Below are 18,021 nucleotides of genomic sequence, written 5' to 3' on the forward strand. Positions count from 1 at the left end.
GAGCACGCGAATGTCCGACGGCGCCGCAATGACCGCTTCGCCCGCGCTGACGCGGCCGCTGCTGTCGTCCATGATCAAGCGGGATCTGGTCGCCTGCGTGGGCGAGGGAGCCGCCCTGCCCTATGCGCTGACGCTCAGCGCCATTTCGGATCACTACGCGGTCAGCGTCACCCCGGTGCGTCAGGCGGTCGCCGAGCTGATCCGTGCGGGCGTGCTGAACAAGCTTCCCAACGGGCGGCTGGAACTGCGCTCGGGCCTCACGCCCCATACGCTCGCGGCGGCGAGCGGTCCCCATCCGTCAGGTCCGGGGCGGGCCGATCTGGAGGTTCTCGTCCAGAAGCACGTGATCGAACTGGGCCTGGCAGGCGAGGCGAAGTTCCTCCGCGAAGAAGCGACGGCGGAAACCTTCGGCGTCGGGCGAACGGCCCTGCGGCAGACGTTCGGACGCCTCGCCGAGCGGGGCCTGCTGATCCATCGCGCGCGTCGCGGATGGGAGGTCCGCACGTTCAACCTGGGCGAGATCGATTCCTATCTCGACGTGCGCGACGCGCTCGAAGCGCTGGCGCTGTCGAAGGCGTTCCGCAAGCTCGATCGGGCGCAGCTTCTCGCGTACCGCGAAGGCAACCTGCCGACCGGGGAGGGCCAGCCGCAGATCGATAACCGCCTGCATCAGTACTGGATCGATCTGTCGGGCAACGCGACGCTGCAACGGTTCTTCGAACGGCAGGGGCAGGCGTTCAACCTGCTGTTCGACTACGCCGCGCCCGAGGCCGACGCCGTCCGCGCGATGGCGGCGGAGCATGTGGCGATCCTCGACGCGGCGATCGAGGGGGACCTGGAACGCTGCTGCCGCGAGAACTCCCGGCATATCGCTTCGCAGAAGAGCAATCTGCAGAAGCTGCTCGCGCGGCGACGCGGGCTCGAATCGCGAAGCGCGTAGTGGGCGAACGGGATGCAGTCGTTGTCTCGTAGGGTGCGTCTTGACGCACCTGTCGCGACAAGGCGAGCTGCGGCATCGGATTTCCGCGGACGTCGACACAAAGGTCGACGTGCCCTCAGCCTTCCTGTCCGTGAGTTCTCGTAGCGAGAATCGACCGGCGGCTCCTTATCGAGCGTCGTGAGAACGACAGGTGGGTCAAGACCCACCCTACGAGAGAGGGCGCCGCGTCCTCAATATTTCAGCATGCACCAGACGGCGCGAAAGGCGTCTTTCAGGCCGATCTTCTTGCCTTCGGCATAGGTCCGCTTGTCGTAGCGGATGGGCCGTTCGGCGAAGCGGGCGCCGGCGCGGACGAGCTTCATCGTCAGCTCGATCTCGATGCCGAAGCGTCGCTCCCGCAGGGTCGGCAGCAGGGGCGACAGGACCTCGCGGCGCATCAGCTTGTAGCAGGTCTCGACGTCGGTGAACGACTGGCCGCTGCGGAGGTTGAACAGCGTCGTGATGACCTGGTTCCCCATCCGATGCCACCAGGGGGTGACCAGCCGGTCGTTGGACGAGAACCGGCTGCCGTAGACGACGTCGGCTTCGCCCCTAAAGATCGGCTGCAGGAGCCAGCGGAACTCCAGCGGGTCGTATTCCCGGTCGGCATCCTGCACGGCGATCACGTCGCCGGTCGCCGCCGCGAAGCCGGTCATCAGCGCGGCGCCCTTCCCCTGATTCCGCTCGTGCAGGATCACCCGGCAGCCGGACGCCTCCAGGGCGGCGAGCTTGTCGCGGGTCCCGTCGTGACTGCCGTCGTCGACCAGAATGATTTCGGCGTCGGGTTCCGCCCGGCGGACCCGTTCGACGACCGATTCGATCGTCTTCGTCTCGTTGTAGATCGGGATCACGATCGAGAGCAGAAAGTCCGCCGGCGGCGCCGCGATCCCCAGACGCCGGCAGAGTTCCGTACCGAGCAGCGATTCGAGCAGGGCCGCCCGTTCCCGCGTCGGATGAGCCGCGGCCGGTGAGAACGCCTCGTCCGCGGAGCTCGCGCCGTCAGCGCGCACCGCCTCCGCGAGCAGCCGTACCGCTTCCTCCCGCGAAACCGTTTCCATGCCGAAACCGTGCTCCGGTGCCCTGTCCCGATTCTTACGCGTCATTCTGACCCGCGGCTCCCGGGCAGGAAAGCCGCATCGCTCACGGCCTTGGCGGGCGGACTCCATCGAGCCTCGCCAAGGTGAACGAACACGCCCTACTTGAACTGGTACGGCGAGTCGGCTTCCGTATGGAATTCCACCAGGTAAGAAACGTTGTCCTCAACCTGTTTCACCAATTGACGTTACGTCGTTCAACAAGAATCCGCCGGGACCGCGAAATCAGCCGCGAACGCCTTCGGCAGGCGGAACGTGGGACAAGTTCGGCAACGGACTAGAATCTGCCCTGCCGCTACTTGACGCACCAATTATCAAAAGATTTAATCATAGGTTCGCCGATTATTGAACGCGTCGCTGGTTCGTTCGCTTCGCGAACTGCTCTTCGTATCGCTCTCAGGAGGAGGCGACCGACCGACGACGGAGTTTTCCCGACGTACGTGCCGCCCCTCTCCCAGGCCGGTTCGGAATGCACCTGAAGCACCTCAAAGTCTTTTGCGACGTCGCCAACCTGCGAAGCTTTTCGCGGGCAGCGCGGGAGAACAACGTCTCCCAGCCGAGCGTGTCGCAGATGGTGCATCAGCTCGAAGAGCACCTGAAGGTGCAGCTCATCGATCGCTCGCGGCGCCCCTTCCTGCTGACCGAGGAGGGGAAGGTCTTCTACCAGGGCTGCAGCAAGCTGATCGAGCGATACTACGCCCTGGAAGAACGCGTCCGGACGCTGCATAAGGACATCGCCGGTCAGGTTCGCGTAGTGTCGATCTATTCGGCCGGCATGTCCCACCTGAACGGCTACATCACGCGGTTCCTGGAACAGCATCCGCAGGCTCGCGTTCGGCTGGAGTACCACACGCCGGACCGCGTCTATGAAATGGTCCGCAACGATCAGGCCCATCTGGGACTGGTGAGCTATCCCCGGCGGAGTCGGGTCATCCGCGTCCTGCCGTGGCGCGACGAGTCGATGGTGGTGGTCTGCAACCCGGACCATCCCTTCGGTCGGCTGGAACAGGTGACCCCGGCGATGCTGGACGGCCAGAAGATGGTCGGCTTCTATTCGAATCTGCGCATTCGCCGGGAGACCGACCGCTTTCTCGCCCAGCACGGGGTGACGGCTCCCATCGCGATGGAGTTCGACAATATCGAGGTGCTCAAGAAGGCGGTCGCCATCAACGCCGGCATCGCCCTGCTGCCGCTGCCGACCGTCGAGCGCGAGATCCAGATCGGCGACCTGAAAGCTCTCCCCATCGAAGGGGTCGATCTCAAACGTCGCTTGGGAATTATCGTCCGTCGCGGCAAGGGACTCGGTAAAACAGCCCAGGCGTTCATCCGCCTGCTCCGCGAACAGACGCCGGCGACGACCGAAGAGGAATCGGACGCGACCGAGGCTCTCGCCTCCGCCGTCGGTCTCCCGGTTCCGTCGGACGTGGCGGCAGAGTCGCCGAACGCGGACGGCATGACGACCGAGACGTCCGACCTGCCGGCGATCGACGCGGAGTCCGACTCCGACCAGCGCGTGCCGGCGACGGTCGGCGAAACCTGAGTCGGCGTGCCGGGCGAACCCGGGTCACTGCGACTCGCTCTTCCGTTCGACTTCTAATTTCCACTGCGGCAGTCCGCGGCTTTTCGCACGCGGCAAGCCGCGAACGGTCCAACGCGGCACGCCGCGAAACTACCTCGCGGCCTGCCGCAAAACATCCATCGCGGCAAGCCGCGACGTCGCATCCGAGGGGTGCGACTCAGGTCCTGACACTCCAGCGCCCGACGACGAAGATGTCCGCTAATCACGCACCCAACGGCTTTCCCGAAAAGCAGGGCCTCTACGATCCGCAGTTCGAGAAGGACTCCTGCGGCGTCGGCTTCGTCGCGCACGTGAAGGGCGTGGCCAGCCGTCAGATCGTGCTCGACGCCGATCACATGCTCCGCCGGATGAACCATCGCGGCGGATGCGGATGCGAGCCCAACACGGGCGACGGCTCCGGCATGCTGCTGGCCATCCCGCATCCCTTCTTCGCGCGGGTCGTGAAGGAAGAGCTCGGCAAGACGCTGCCCGAGAAGGGCCGTTACGGCGCCGGCATCGTGTTCCTGCCGCGGGACGCCAAGGAGCGGGCGTACTGCAAGCAGAAGTTCGAGGAACTGATCGCCGAACAGGGCCAGGTTCTGGTCGGCTGGCGCAAGGTGCCGCAGCAGACGGACGTCGCCGACGTCGGTCCCGCCGCCCGCGCCTGCGAGCCCTGGATGGAGCAACTGATCGTCGCCGCGCCCGAAGGCGCCGGCGCGGCCGAGGGATCGAACGGCAAGGCGTTCGACTCGGACGCCTTCGAGCGCCAGCTCTATCTCATCCGCAAGCGGGCGAGCAACCTGCTTCGCACCGACAAGTCGCTCAAGGAGGCGAAGACGTTCTACGTCGTGAGCCTGTCGAGCAAGATCATCATCTACAAGGGGATGCTGACCCCCGATCAGATCGTCCCCTACTACCCAGACATGCAGGCGGAGGACTTCGTCAGTCACCTGGCGATGGTCCATTCGCGGTTCTCGACCAACACGTTCCCCAGTTGGGACCGCGCGCAGCCGCTGCGGTTCATGAGCCACAACGGCGAGATCAACACGCTCCGCGGCAATCAGAACTGGATGCGCGCCCGTCAGGGCGCGGCGAGCAGCCCGCTGTACGGCGAAGAGCTGTCGAAGCTCTTCCCGATCGTGGAGCCCGACTGTTCCGACTCCGGTTCGTTCGACAACGTGCTGGAATTCCTGCTGCTGAGCGGTCGCTCGCTGCAGGAATCGGTGATGATGATGGTGCCCGAGGCGTGGCAGAATCATCGCACCATGTCGGAGACCAAGCGGGCGTTCTACGAATACCAGTCCTGCCTGATGGAGCCCTGGGACGGGCCCGCCTCGATCGTCTTCACCGACGGCAAGACCATCGGCGCCGTGCTCGACCGGAACGGCCTGCGGCCCAGCCGGTACTACCTGACGCACGACGACCGCGTGATCATGGCCAGCGAAGTCGGCGTCGTCGAAGTCGACCCGGCCATCGTCAAGGAGAAGGGTCGCCTGCAGCCGGGCCGCATGTTCCTGGTCGACTTCGACAAGGGATGCCTGATCCCCGACGAGGAGCTGAAGGAAGAGTTCGCCCGGCGGCAGCCCTACGCCCAGTGGCTGCGGGAGAACCGCATCGAGCTCTCCGAACTGCACACCGAAGAGGAGCCGCACGGCTTCTACCAGGAGACGCTTCTGCCGCGGATGCAGGCGTTCGGCTACACGGTCGAAACGATGCAGTTCATGCTCCTCCCGATGATCAAGGAGAAGCGAGATCCGCTCGGCTCGATGGGGAACGACTCGGCGCTGGCGTGTCTCTCCGATCAGCCGCGGCTGCTGTACGACTACTTCAAGCAGCTCTTCGCGCAGGTCACCAATCCCGCGATCGATTCGATCCGGGAAGAGCTGATCATGACGCTGGAGTGCTACATCGGACCGGAGCAGAACCTGCTCGAGCCGGAGCCGGGCCACGCACACCGCCTGCTCGTGCCGCACCCGATCCTGACCAACGAGGAGCTGGCTGCGCTGCGGCATCTCGATCATCGGGGCTGGAAGAGCCGCGTGATCGACATCACCTTCCCCCGCAGCGAAGGGAAGGCCGGCATGGTCGCGGCGCTCGATCGCATCTGCGCCGAAGCGGAAGCCGCGATCGACGAGGGCGATTCGCTGGTGATCCTCTCTGATCGGGAGATCTCCGCCGACCGGGCGCCCGTCAGCTCGCTCCTCGCCACGGGAGCGGTCCACCATCACCTCGTTCGCAGCGCGAAGCGGACCCGCATCGGCCTGATCGTCGAATCGGGCGAAGCGCGGGAAGTCCATCACCACTGCCTGCTGATCGGCTACGGCGCCGACGCGATCAACCCGTATCTCGCGTTCGAGTCGCTCTGGCAGGCGCAGCGCGACGGCCTGCTGTCGGGCGAATCGTTCGTCGGCGCTTCCGAAGTCGTCGACAAGAAGATCGTCGAGTCCTACCGCAAGGGCGTCCGGAAGGGCATCCTGAAGGTGATGGCCAAGATGGGCATCTCGACGCTGCAGTCCTACAAGGGCGCGCAGATCTTCGAGGCCCTCGGCATCAAGGACGAAGTCATCGAACGCTGCTTCGCCGGAACGGCCAGCCGCGTCCAGGGCGTCAGCTTCGACGTCATCGCCGAAGAGACGCTCCGCCGTCATGCGCTCGGCTACCCGACCGACGCCCGCAGCCGCTCTTCGCAGCTCCCCAACCCGGGCGAGTATCACTGGCGGGCCGAAGGCGAGAAGCACGCCTGGGAACCGCAGACGATCGCCAAGTTGCAGATCGCCGCGCGGACGGGCGACAAGAACGCCTACTGGGACTTCGCCAAGATCTGCGACGGCGAAGCGCGGCGCCTCCGCACGCTTCGCGGCCTCTTGAAGTTCAAGCCCGCCGTAGACGGTCCGATCCCGATCGAAGAGGTCGAACCGGCCAGCGCCATCGTGAAGCGCTTCTGCACCGGGGCGATGAGCTTCGGCTCGATCAGCGCCGAGGCGCACGAATCGCTCGCGATCGCCATGAACTCCATGGGGGGCAAGAGCAACACGGGCGAAGGGGGCGAAGACCCGGCCCGCTACGCTCCCCTGCCCGACGGATCGAAGAACCCTCGCCGGAGCGCGATCAAGCAGGTCGCGTCGGGCCGGTTCGGCGTGACGATCGACTACCTGACGAACGCGGACGAACTGCAGATCAAGATCTCGCAGGGCGCCAAGCCGGGCGAAGGGGGCGAGCTTCCGGGCAAGAAGGTCGACGCGAACATCGCTCGCATCCGCCATTCGACCCCGGGCGTGGGCCTCATCAGCCCGCCGCCGCATCACGACATCTATTCGATCGAGGATCTGGCCCAACTCATCCACGATCTGAAGAACGCCAACCCCGGCGCTCGCATCAGCGTGAAGCTGGTCGCCGAGGCGGGCGTCGGCACCGTCGCCACCGGCGTCGCCAAGGCGCATGCCGATCACATCCTGATCGCCGGCGATTCGGGCGGCACGGGCGCTTCGCCGCTGACCAGCATCAAGCATGCCGGTCTGCCCTGGGAACTGGGTCTGGCCGAAACGCACCAGACGCTGGTGCTGAACGACCTGCGCAGCCGCGTCACCCTTCAGACGGACGGCGGCCTCAAGACGGGCCGCGACGTCGTCCTGGCGGCGATGCTCGGCGCGGAGGAGATGGGTTTCGCGACCGCTCCGCTGATCGCGCTGGGCTGCATCATGATGCGGAAGTGTCACCTCAACACGTGCCCCGTCGGCATCGCGACGCAAGACCCCGAACTTCGCAAGAAGTTCGCCGGCAAGCCGGAGCACGTCGTCAACTATCTCTTCATGGTCGCCGAAGACGCCCGGCGGGTGATGGCCGAACTGGGCGTGAAGAACCTGGACGACCTCGTCGGTCGGACGGATCTTCTGGAAGCCGACGAAGCGATCGCGCACTGGAAGGCGGACGGTCTCGACCTGGCGCCCCTGCTGCGACCGGCGAAGCGCGCCCATGAGGGCGTCGGCGTCCGGAAGACGATGGAGCAGGATCACGGCCTGGACAAGTCGCTGGACGTGACGAAGCTCGTCCCGGCCTGCGAACCCGCGATCGAACGGGGCGAACCGGTGAAGGCCGAGTTCGACATCGTCAACATCAACCGCACGGTCGGCACGATCCTGAGCCACGAACTGACCAAGCGTTACGGCGCCGCGGGCCTGGCCCCGGATACGGTCCACCTCAAGTTCAACGGCAGCGCGGGTCAGTCCTTCGGCGCGTTCCTGGCGCCGGGCGTGACGCTCGAACTCGAAGGGGACGCCAACGACTACGTCGGCAAGGGCCTCTCGGGCGGGCGGATCGTGATCTATCCGCCGAAGAACAGCGGCTTCGCGGCGGAGGACAACATCCTCATCGGCAACGTCGTCCTGTACGGCGCCGTCAAGGGCGAGTGCTTCTTCCGCGGCCGCGCGGCGGAGCGCTTTTGCGTCCGGAACAGCGGCGCCGAAGTCGTCGTCGAAGGGGTCGGCGACCACGGTCTGGAATACATGACCGGCGGTCGCGCGATCATCCTCGGCCCGACCGGAAGAAACTTCGCCGCGGGCATGTCGGGCGGCATCGCCTACGTCTGGGACGCTGCGGGCGACTTCGAACTGAAGTGCAACCTGGAAATGGTGGAGCTCGATCCGCTCGACGAGCAGGACGTCGCCTTCGTTCGCGACGCCGTCGCCCGGCATGTCGATTACACCGGCTCCGCCGTCGGCCAGCGGGTTCTCGACGAGTGGGACACGATCGGCGACCAGTTCAAGAAGGTCATGCCGATCGACTACAAGCTGGCTCTGCAGCAGCGCAAGGTCCGCTCGGGCGACGAAGAGGAAGAATCCGCTTCCGCCGGAGCAGGCGCCCCCATGGTCGTCCGCCAGAAGGAAGTCTGAGACGCCGAACAATCGAGTTCGCTCGAAGCGAGGTTCGGCCCGTGTGCCACGGCTGGCTCGTCCAGCCGTGACTGAGGGTCGGAAGACGCCGAGACGTTCGATCGTCAGACACTACCGATTCGATGTAGTTTCGGATTCGATCTCGATGGATGGCGGAATCACGGCTGGACAAGCCAGCCGTGGCACACGGGCATGTCCCCGAGGAACGCCGCTCTAGGTCGACTCCGCATTTCATATTCCGCCCTCTCCGCCGCTGCCGTTCGTACGCCCATGGGAAAGCCCACCGGATTCAAAGAGTTCGCCCGCAAGACCGTTCCCTACCGGGATCCGTTCGAACGTGCCAGCGACTATCTCGAGATCTACACCCCGCCGGTCGAGGAGAAGCTCCGCGAGCAGGGCGCGCGGTGCATGGACTGCGGCGTGCCGTTCTGCATGTCGGCGACGGGCTGCCCGGTCGACAACCTGATCCCGGAGTGGAACGACCTGGTCTTCCACGGCCGCTGGCGGGACGCGCTCGATCGTCTGCACAAGACGAACAACTTCCCCGAGTTCACCGGTCGGGCCTGCCCTGCCCCGTGCGAGGGGGCTTGCGTGCTCGGCATCACCGATCCGCCGGTCACGATCAAGAACATCGAGAACGCGATCATCGACCGCGGCTTCGAAGAGGGCTGGGTCGTCCCCAATCCGCCGCAGCATCGCACGGGCAAGAAGATCGCGATCATCGGGTCGGGCCCTGCCGGTCTGGCCGCCGCGGCGCAGCTCAACTCCGTCGGCCACTCGGTCGAGGTCTTCGAGCGGGCCGATCGCACCGGCGGGCTGCTGATGTACGGCATCCCGAACATGAAGCTCGAAAAGCAGGTCGTCGAACGCCGCATCGAGCTGCTGCGCCAGGAGGGGGTCAAGTTCCGCACGAACGCCGACGTCGGCAAGAACGTCGACGCGAAGAAGCTCTATTCGGAGCATGACGCGGTGCTGCTGGCCGTCGGCGCGACGAAGCCCCGTGACCTGCCGATCCCGGGACGCGATCTGAAGGGGGTCCATTTCGCGATGGACTTCCTCCGCGCGAACACGAAGAGCCTGCTCGATTCGAATCTCGAAGACGGCGCCTACGTCAGCGCGAAGGATCTCGACGTGATCGTGATCGGCGGCGGCGACACGGGAGCCGACTGCATCGGCACGTCGCTGCGGCACGGCTGCAAGTCGATGGTCAACTTCGAACTGTTCGGCAAGCCGCCCGCGCTGCGCGGCGCGGACAATCCCTGGCCCGAGTGGCCGCGGATCTTCCGCGTCGACTACGCCCACGAAGAATCGGCGAAGCGCTTCGGCGACGATCCCCGGCAGTACTGCATGAGCACCAAGGAGTTCATCGGCGACGAGCAGGGTCGCCTGAAGGCGCTGAAGACGGTCGAGATCGAGTGGACGTTCGAGAACGGACGCCCCAAGATGACGGAGGTTCCTGGTTCGGAGAAGCTCTGGCCGACGCAGCTCGTCACGCTGGCGATGGGCTTCCTCGGCCCCGAGCATTACGTCAACGAGACGTTCGGCATCGAACTCGACCCGCGGTCGAACTTCAAGGCCGACCACGGCGTCTTCACGACGAGCGATCCGAAGATCTTCGCCGCGGGCGACTGCCGCCGGGGTCAGTCGCTGGTCGTGTGGGCCATCAACGAAGGTCGCGGCGCCGCGCGGGCCATCGACCAGGCGCTGATGGGCCGCAGCGAGCTTCCCGCCCCGGGCGTCACGATGGGAACCGCGCTGGTCTAAACGCATCCCTGCGTCTCGACACGCCGCACCGCATTCGAGCGCCGGTCCTCTCATCAGGGCCGGCGCTTTTTCGTGCGCGAGTCAGAGTGCAAGCTTTTCGCGATCGAAGTCGGCAAGCCTTATGATGAACCGATCGGAACGGTCCCGACCGCGATCTCGCGGCGCTCGCTCGTCCACTCGCGAAAGACTCGCCTGCCATGAAGGTCTTCCTGCGCATCGTCGGCGTCGTGGTCACGCTGGTCGTGGGGATCCTGCTGCTCGGGTTCCTGCTGCCGCAGGCGATCGTCATCGAACGCTCCGTCCTCACGTCGGCCGCGCCCGAGACGCTCTATCCGCTGGTCGCCGATATGAAACGGTGGCCCGACTGGCAGGCGTGGAACAAGGAGATGGATCCGACGGTGACCTACACGTTCTCCGATCCCTCAGTGGGCGAAGGAGCGTGGTACGAGTGGAAAGGCGAAAAGCTCTCGACCGGCAAGGTAGCCGTCACCGGCGTCGAGGAGGGCTCGCTGGTCGCCTACACCGTCGACTTCGCCGGCAGCGGAGCCAACCCGGGGACCATGAAGTTTCTGCCGGCTGGCAAGGAGTCTCAGACGAACGTCACCTGGAGCTTCCAGTGCGACATGGGCTTCAGCCCGATCGGACGGTACGTCGGCCTGATGATGCGGGGCATGCTCGAGCAGGACTTCGACACGGGGCTCGCCAATCTGAAGCGTCTGGCCGAAAGCGAAGCCGCAGCGACGAAGCCCGTGACTTCTCCCGAGTCGTCCGCAGAAGCCCCCGCTGAGCCGGCGACGGCGGAACCTGCCGCCTCTGAACCGGACGCCGATCCGAACGATGACGCATCGGCGACCGACCCGGTTCCTGGCGACGCAGGGGCGGGCGCCGCGGCGGCTCCCGAAAGCGCCTCGTCTGACGCGGTCGATGACGTCACGGAGACGCAGGAAGAGGCATCGAAGGAGGCGCCGACCGATCCGGTCGACTGAGTCGGTCGAGCGAACCCAGCGGGCTCTAGAGGTCGCCCCGGCATAGGGTTTGCGTATTAAGTCCGGACTGCGCTGCCATTCCAGCGCGAACGCCTGCCGGGAGATCTCGGGGCGCCGTCGCGGACGACCGACGCTGCCTTACGACTCCCACTCGCCCTTCCACGATGCGTCGTCAACAAGATGGCGCACCGACGTCACAAGGAGCACAGCTTCATGATTCGCTACGTGCTTGCGGCCGGAGCGGCCGGTCTCGTCGGAGTCGCAGTTCTTGCGAACTCTGCGCGAGCGCAACAGCTCCCCCCTCCGCCCGATTTGCCGACGAGCGAAGTCCCGGTCCCCGGGGCGGAGGAACCCGTCGATACGTCGGCGGACGGTTACGAGGTTCTGCTCCGCGGTCCGGTGCACGAGGCGTACGCCTCGCCCATCACGGAGACGACGGAGCTGGCGCCGGTGATCGCCAAGCAGCCGCCGGAGCCGATCGACGAGCTTCCGCCGGAATACGAACTCGACGACGCTTCGGCGACGTGGATTCCCGGCTACTGGGCCTGGGATCCCGAGCGAGAGGATTACCTTTGGGTCAGCGGCGTCTGGCGAAAGGCTCCTCCGGGACGTCGCTGGGTTCCCGGCTACTGGGCCGAAGCGGACGGCGGCTTCCGCTGGACGGCGGGCGCCTGGATTTCCGAGGAACTGGAGACGGTGACGTACCTGCCGCCCGTTCCGGAATCGGTCGAAGAGGGTCCCTCCTCGGAAGCTCCGTCGGAGAACCACTTCTGGGTGCCGGGCGCCTGGCAGTACCAGTCGGACGACTACAAGTGGCGTCCCGGCTACTGGACTCCGCATCAGGAGAACTGGGTGTGGGTGCCTGCCCATTACCTGAACACCGCGGGCGGCTGCATCTTCGTGGACGGCTATTGGGATTACCGCGGTCCGACGCGCGGCGTGCTGTTCGCGCCGGTCTATTACTCCCGGCCGATCTACACCCAGCCGAACTACTTCTGGTCGCCGACCGTCGTCGTGAACACGCAGACGTCGCTGTGGCTGAACCTGTGGGCGGCGCCGCGATATCAGCACTACTACTTCGGCAACTACTACGGTTCCAACTGGAACAGCTTCGGCTTCCACCCGTGGTACCAGGCGCGAAACAACCCGCTCTGGTACGACCCGATTTTCACCTACAACAGTTGGGCGTATCGTCGTCCGGGCTATTCGTACTACGACACGCTGCTGGGGTGGAACAACTACTACGTCGGTAACCCGGGCTTCCGTCCGCCGGTCTCGTACTTCGGGCTCTCGGCCTGGGGTCGCGGATTCGGAGCCGGCGGTTTCCCGGGCGGCATCTCGCCCCTGGGGATCGGGTTCAACTCGTTCGTCCGCGGGCCGAACGTGCCGTATAACTTCCGGCCTCTGGGGCTCGACGCGCGGCGAGGCTACGCGGATCCGATTCGGTCGTTCCGCAACATCTCGATGCAGCGTTCGCAGCTCGAGCGGGGCCTGCCTCTCGCAGGCGGACTTCCGGGCGCAGGCGGACTTCCCGGGCGCGGCGGACTGCCTGGTGCAGGACTTCCGGGCGCAGGCGGACTTCCGGGACGCGAGGATCTCCCCGGCGCAGGGGGACTTCCGCGACTCGATCTTCCGGGCCTCCCGACGGGCGGTCCGCGAGTCGGCGGCGTTCCGGGACGCGGAAACGGCGGACGGCCCGGCGCGGGCGGCCGCACTCCAGGCGGCCCTGGCCCTGGTTCAGGTCCCCGCGGCGATGGACCGGGAGCCGGTCTTCCCGGCGGACCGGGTCGCGGTGACGGTCCCGGCGCGGGCGGTCCCGGCGGACCGGGACGTGGTGATGGACCGGGAGCCGGACTTCCCGGCGGACCGGGACGCGGTGACGGACCCGGCGCGGGCGGTCCGGGCGGACCGGGACGCGGCGGACCTGGCGCAGGCGGCGGCCCGGGAACTCCTGGACGTGGCGATGGACCGGGCGCCGGACTTCCCGGCGGACCGGGACGCGGTGACGGACCTGGCGCGGGCGGTCCTGGCGGACCGGGACGCGGCGGACCTGGCGCAGGCGGCGGTCCCGGAACTCCGGGACGCGGCGATGGACCCGGAGCCGGCGGACCTGGCGCACCGGGTCGCGGTGACGGACCCGGCGCTGGACTGCCTGGCGGTCCTGGTCGTGGCGATGGTCCCGGAGCGGGTGGACCTGGCGCACCGGGACGCGGCGGACCTGGAGCCGGCGGACCTGGTGGCCCCGGAGCGGGCGGATCTGGTGCACCGGGTCGGGGCGGTAGTCCCGGCGCCGGACTTCCCGGCGGCGGTGGCGGAGCTGGTCCGCGACCCGGCGGCGGAGGAGCCCCTGGTATCGGCGGCGGATCCCGTCCCGGCGGCGGCGCTGGACTTCCCGGCGGTGGCGGTGGAGCTGGTCCGCGTCCCGGCGGCGGTGGCGGTCTTCCCGGAGGCGGAGCTGGTCCGCGACCCGGCGGAGGTGGCGGTCCCGGTATCGGAAACCCCGGCGGCGGCGGCGGACCTCGTCCTGGCGGCGGCGGAGGAGGAGGAGGAGCTGGTCCTCGTCCGGGCGGCGGAGCTGGTCCGCGACCCGGCGGCGGCGGCGGTCCCAACCGCAGCAGCTTCTCGGTTCCCCGGCCCTCCGGCGGATCGGGCATTTCCGGTCTGAATCCGGGACGCAGCATCTCGTCCCCGCCGGCTCTCGGCGGCGGGCGAAGCGGCGGCTCGGCTCCTCGCATCGGCGGCGGAAGCGCTCCTCGCTCGATCCCCTCGATCGGGGGCGGCGGCGCTCGACCTTCGGCGCCCTCCTTCGGCGGAGGCGGTTCGCGACCTTCGGCGCCTTCGTTCAGCGGAGGCGGAGGCTCGCAGCCTTCGGCCCCTGCGATGCGCGGCGGCGGCGGCGGACGACCTTCGGCTCCTGGCGGCGGCGGTCCTCGCGGGGGCGGTCCCCGCGGAGGCGGACCTGGTCGCCGGTAAGCGTCCGTTCCGTCGAACGCTGAATCGATTCGAACGCCTTCTTCCTGCCTCAGGAAGAGGGCGTTTTTCGTGCGAGAAGGGCGAGTCCCACGCTTCGCCAGTCGAAACCTTCAGGCGCCTTCGCTCCGGCAGCGAGCCGCCAATAGCCCGTCGATTTTCGCCGTCGTGGCGAAAATCACGCTCGGCAGGTTCGAAACAAGTCTCTCACGCCTCGCAAAACAGCGGAAAGACCGCTGTTTCGACGCCGCATCCGTGCGGCGAACGCAGCCCCGTTGAGAGAATCAACGGGCTGCTAAGATAGTCGCTCGCCGGCATGCTTCTCCTCTGCCGCAACGACGTCCTTCTTACGATACCGCCGCATGGCTTCGCTGCTCGTCACCGGCGCCGCCGGGTTCATCGGCTTTCATCTGGCCCGGCGTCTGCTCGACGAGGGTCATGCGGTCGAAGGCTGGGACGACCTGAACGCCTACTATCCCGTGCGTCTGAAGCAGGATCGTCTGAGCCAGTTGACGGCGCATCCCAGCTTTCGCTTCCGGCAGCTATCGATCGAGGACCGACTGGCGACCGAGGCCGCATTCGCCGAAACGCCGTTCGACGCGGTCGTCCATCTCGCGGCGCAGGCCGGCGTGCGGTACTCGATCGAGAATCCGCGGACGTACGTCGAAAGCAATCTGGTCGGCTTCCTCAACATGCTGGAAGGCTGCCGGCATCGGAAGACGCCGCATTTGGTTTACGCCTCGTCGAGTTCGGTCTACGGATCGAATACGAAGATGCCCTTCTCGGAAGGCGATCCGTGCGATCACCCGCTGTCGTTGTACGGAGCGACGAAGAAGGCGAACGAGGCGATGGCTCACTCGTACAGCCATCTCTACGGTTTGCCGACGACGGGCTTGCGGTTCTTCACCGTCTACGGACCGTGGGGCAGGCCCGACATGGCGATGTATCTCTTCGCCGACGCGATCAGCCAGGGGAAGCCGATCCGCGTCTTCAATCACGGCGACATGCGGCGGGACTTCACCTACGTCGACGATATCGTCGAGGGGATCGTCCGCGTGATCGCGAAGCCGCCCGCGGCGAATCCAGAATGGGACGCCGCGTCCGGCGATCCCGCGACGAGCAGCGCCCCCTACCGCGTCTATAACCTCGGCAATCACGAGCCGGTCGAGTTGCTCGAACTGATCGGCCTGATCGAGAAGAACCTGGGCCGCGAAGCGATTAAGGAACTGCTTCCCATGCAGGCCGGCGACGTTCCGGAGACCTACGCCGATATGGACCGCTTCGCCCGGGACTTCGACCTGCGTCCCTACACGCCGCTGGCCGAAGGCGTGGCGAAGTTCGTCGCGTGGTATCGGGAGTATGCAGGAAGAGCGACGTAGTCGGGCCTGTTCGCGATAGCATGTAAGCGACGCAGCGATCCACCCCTCCTCAGGCGGAACCGACCATGAGACCGATCCTTCTGGCGTTCTGTTTCGTCGTCATGCTGTCGGCGCCGCGGTTCGCCGCTGCCGAAGAGGCGCCGCTCCCGATTCAGGTCTTCATCCTGGCCGGGCAATCGAACATGGAAGGTCAGGCGGTCGCCGACCTCGCGGGCAAGGACTACAACGACGGACGCGGCACGCTGCTCTCCCTGCTGAACGATCCGGACAAGGCTCCGGGTTTTCGGCATCTGCGAGCTGCCGACGTATCGTGGACGGTGCGCGACGACGTCTGGTGTCGGTACCAGCGCGAGCGGGGGCCGTTGCTTGCCGGGCCGCTGACCGTCGGCTTCTCCGTCTATGGCGGCACGCATCACTTCGGCCCGGAACTCCAGTTCGGTCACGTCCTGGGCGATCGACTCGATGCGCCCGTGCTGCTGATCAAGACCGCTTGGGGCGGGAAGAGTCTCTACCAGGATTTTCGTCCGCCGAGCTCCGGCGGAGAGACCGGGCCGTACTACACGAAGATGATCGCGGACGTGCGCGAGGCGCTCGCGAACCTGAAGACCGACTTTCCCGGCCTCGGCGATCGCTACGAACTGTCGGGCTTCGTCTGGTACCAGGGCTGGAACGACGGCGTCGATCCGCAGAACGCGGTACCGGAGTACGAGGCGAACCTCGTCAATCTGATCAAGGACGTCCGGAGCGAATTCGAAGCGCCGAACCTGCCAGTCGTGGTCGGAGAACTTACGGGCCCGTGGACTGACGCTCCCGAGGGCTGGAGCGACTTACGGAAGGCCCAGGAGGCGGCCGTCGCGAGGCCGGAGTTCGCCGGGAACGCGGTCTTCGTTCGAACGCGCGATTTCGTGCGCCCTGCCGAAGACTCCCCCAATCCGACCCACGGCCATCACGAGTTCGGCAACGCGGAGACGTACGTTCTCGTCGGCGACGCGCTGGGACAGGGGATGATTTCGCTGCTCGATCGCGCGAAGTCGCCGAATCAGAAACCGTAGCCTTACGCCCGATAGATCTTCTCGCGGCCCTCGGTCACCTTCCCGGTCGCATTCCGGGCGTCGACGACGCAGCGGGAAAGGCGAACGACGCGGGCGTAGTCGACGGCGCTGTGATCGGTCGCGATCAGCAGGCAGTCCTGCGAGGCGAGGAAGTCGTCCGTCAGCGGCTCGCTCGCGAGCGGCGGCACGTCGAAGCTCCGCATCTTCGGCAGCGACGGAATGTGGGGGTCGTGATACGACAGGTCGGCGCCCCGCTTCTGCAGCAGTTCCAGCAGCCGGAACGACGGGCTCTCGCGGGGATCGTCGACGTCCTTCTTGTACGCCATCCCCAGGATGCAGATCCTGCTGCCGCGGACGGGCTTGCCCAGATCGTTGAGCGCGTCGATCACGCGGTCGACGACGTATTCCGGCATCCGCTCGTTGATCTCGCCCGCCAGTTCGATGAAGCGCGCGGTCGCGTCATACTTGCGCGCGATCCAGCTCAGGTAGAACGGATCGATGGGGATGCAGTGGCCGCCGAGGCCCGGGCCGGGATAGAACGCCTGGAAGCCGAACGGCTTGGTCGCGGCCGCGCGGATCACCTCCCAGACGTCGATCCCCATCCGGTCGAACACGATCTTGAGCTCGTTGACGAGCGCGATGTTGACGCAGCGATACGTGTTCTCGAGGATCTTCGCCGCCTCCGCCGCCTCGCAGCTTGAAACGGGCACGACCTCGACGACGGCTTGCGCGTACAGGGCGCAGGCGGCGTTCAGCGCCGATGGCGTCAGGCCGCCGACGACCTTGGGAATGTTGTTGGCGGTGAATTTCGCGTTGCCTGGATCTTCGCGCTCGGGACTGTAGGCGAGGAAGAAGTCGCTCTGCGCGGACAGGCCCGAGGACTCGAGGATCGGGCGAACGACGTCCCGCGTCGTGCCGGGATAGGTCGTGCTTTCGAGGACGACGAGTTGCCCCCGTCGCAGCCGCTTCGCGATCGCCCGGGCCGTCGATTCGACGTAGCCGAGATCGGGATCCTTATGCTCGTCGAGCGGCGTCGGCACGCAGATCAGCGCCGCGTCGACTTCGCCCAGTCGGTCGAAGTCGTCGGTCGGATCGAACAGGCCTCGCGCGATCCAGTCGGCGATCGCTTCGCCCGAGACGGTCTTCACGTACGACTCGCCGGCGCGGAGGCGATCGACCTTGGACCGATCGACGTCGAAGCCGACGACCGAGACTCCCTTCTCCGCGAACGCTCGGGTGAGCGGAAGGCCGACGTAGCCGAGCCCCAGCACGCCGACGCGCACGGAGCGGTCGGCGACGCGTTCGAGGAATCGGGCTTCCAGATCGGCGGTCGACGGGGCGTCGGGCATG

General features: G+C 66.6%; 10 protein-coding genes. 8 read left to right on the plus strand and 2 right to left on the minus strand.

What is annotated here, in order from left to right:
- Positions 1-10 precede the first annotated feature (10 nt).
- A complete protein-coding gene (locus SH602x_RS22910) occupies positions 11-940 on the plus strand; it encodes a GntR family transcriptional regulator (RefSeq protein WP_479474482.1) in 930 nt (309 codons plus the stop codon).
- Positions 941-1,170: 230 nt separating this feature from the next.
- Here the strand turns inward: SH602x_RS22910 and SH602x_RS22915 are convergent, their stop codons facing one another.
- Positions 1,171-2,037, minus strand: coding sequence for a glycosyltransferase family 2 protein (locus tag SH602x_RS22915; protein WP_479474483.1), 867 nt, complete (start codon positions 2,035-2,037; stop codon positions 1,171-1,173).
- 505 nt (positions 2,038-2,542) lie between these two features.
- On the opposite strand from SH602x_RS22915, the gene SH602x_RS22920 reads away from it, so the two are divergent.
- From SH602x_RS22920 to SH602x_RS22950, 7 genes are all read left to right on the plus strand, one after another.
- On the plus strand, positions 2,543-3,613 hold the full coding sequence (locus tag SH602x_RS22920; protein WP_479474484.1) for a LysR family transcriptional regulator: 1,071 nt from the start codon (positions 2,543-2,545) through the stop codon (positions 3,611-3,613).
- 230 nt (positions 3,614-3,843) lie between these two features.
- Positions 3,844-8,520, plus strand: a complete 4,677-nt coding sequence (gene gltB / locus SH602x_RS22925; RefSeq protein WP_479474485.1) for a glutamate synthase large subunit — start codon at positions 3,844-3,846, stop codon at positions 8,518-8,520.
- 270 nt (positions 8,521-8,790) lie between these two features.
- Positions 8,791-10,284, plus strand: a complete 1,494-nt coding sequence (locus SH602x_RS22930) for a glutamate synthase subunit beta (protein ID WP_479474486.1) — start codon at positions 8,791-8,793, stop codon at positions 10,282-10,284.
- Positions 10,285-10,481: 197 nt separating this feature from the next.
- The gene (locus tag SH602x_RS22935; protein ID WP_479474487.1) at positions 10,482-11,270 is read left to right on the plus strand and encodes an SRPBCC family protein; all 789 of its coding nucleotides are present in this window, start codon (positions 10,482-10,484) and stop codon (positions 11,268-11,270) included.
- 180 nt (positions 11,271-11,450) lie between these two features.
- Positions 11,451-14,243, plus strand: coding sequence for a single stranded DNA-binding domain-containing protein (locus SH602x_RS22940; protein ID WP_479474488.1), 2,793 nt, complete (start codon positions 11,451-11,453; stop codon positions 14,241-14,243).
- Positions 14,244-14,602: 359 nt separating this feature from the next.
- Positions 14,603-15,619, plus strand: a complete 1,017-nt coding sequence (locus SH602x_RS22945; RefSeq protein WP_479474489.1) for an NAD-dependent epimerase — start codon at positions 14,603-14,605, stop codon at positions 15,617-15,619.
- A 65-nt stretch (positions 15,620-15,684) separates the two neighbouring features.
- Complete coding sequence (locus SH602x_RS22950) at positions 15,685-16,671, plus strand: sialate O-acetylesterase (protein ID WP_479474490.1); 987 nt, start codon at positions 15,685-15,687, stop codon at positions 16,669-16,671.
- Between the two features lie 2 nt (positions 16,672-16,673).
- On the opposite strand, the gene SH602x_RS22955 is transcribed toward SH602x_RS22950, so the two are convergent.
- Complete coding sequence (locus SH602x_RS22955) at positions 16,674-18,020, minus strand: nucleotide sugar dehydrogenase (protein WP_479474491.1); 1,347 nt, start codon at positions 18,018-18,020, stop codon at positions 16,674-16,676.
- Position 18,021 lies beyond the last annotated feature (1 nt).

The sequence above is a fragment of the Lignipirellula cremea genome (assembly GCF_056501455.1).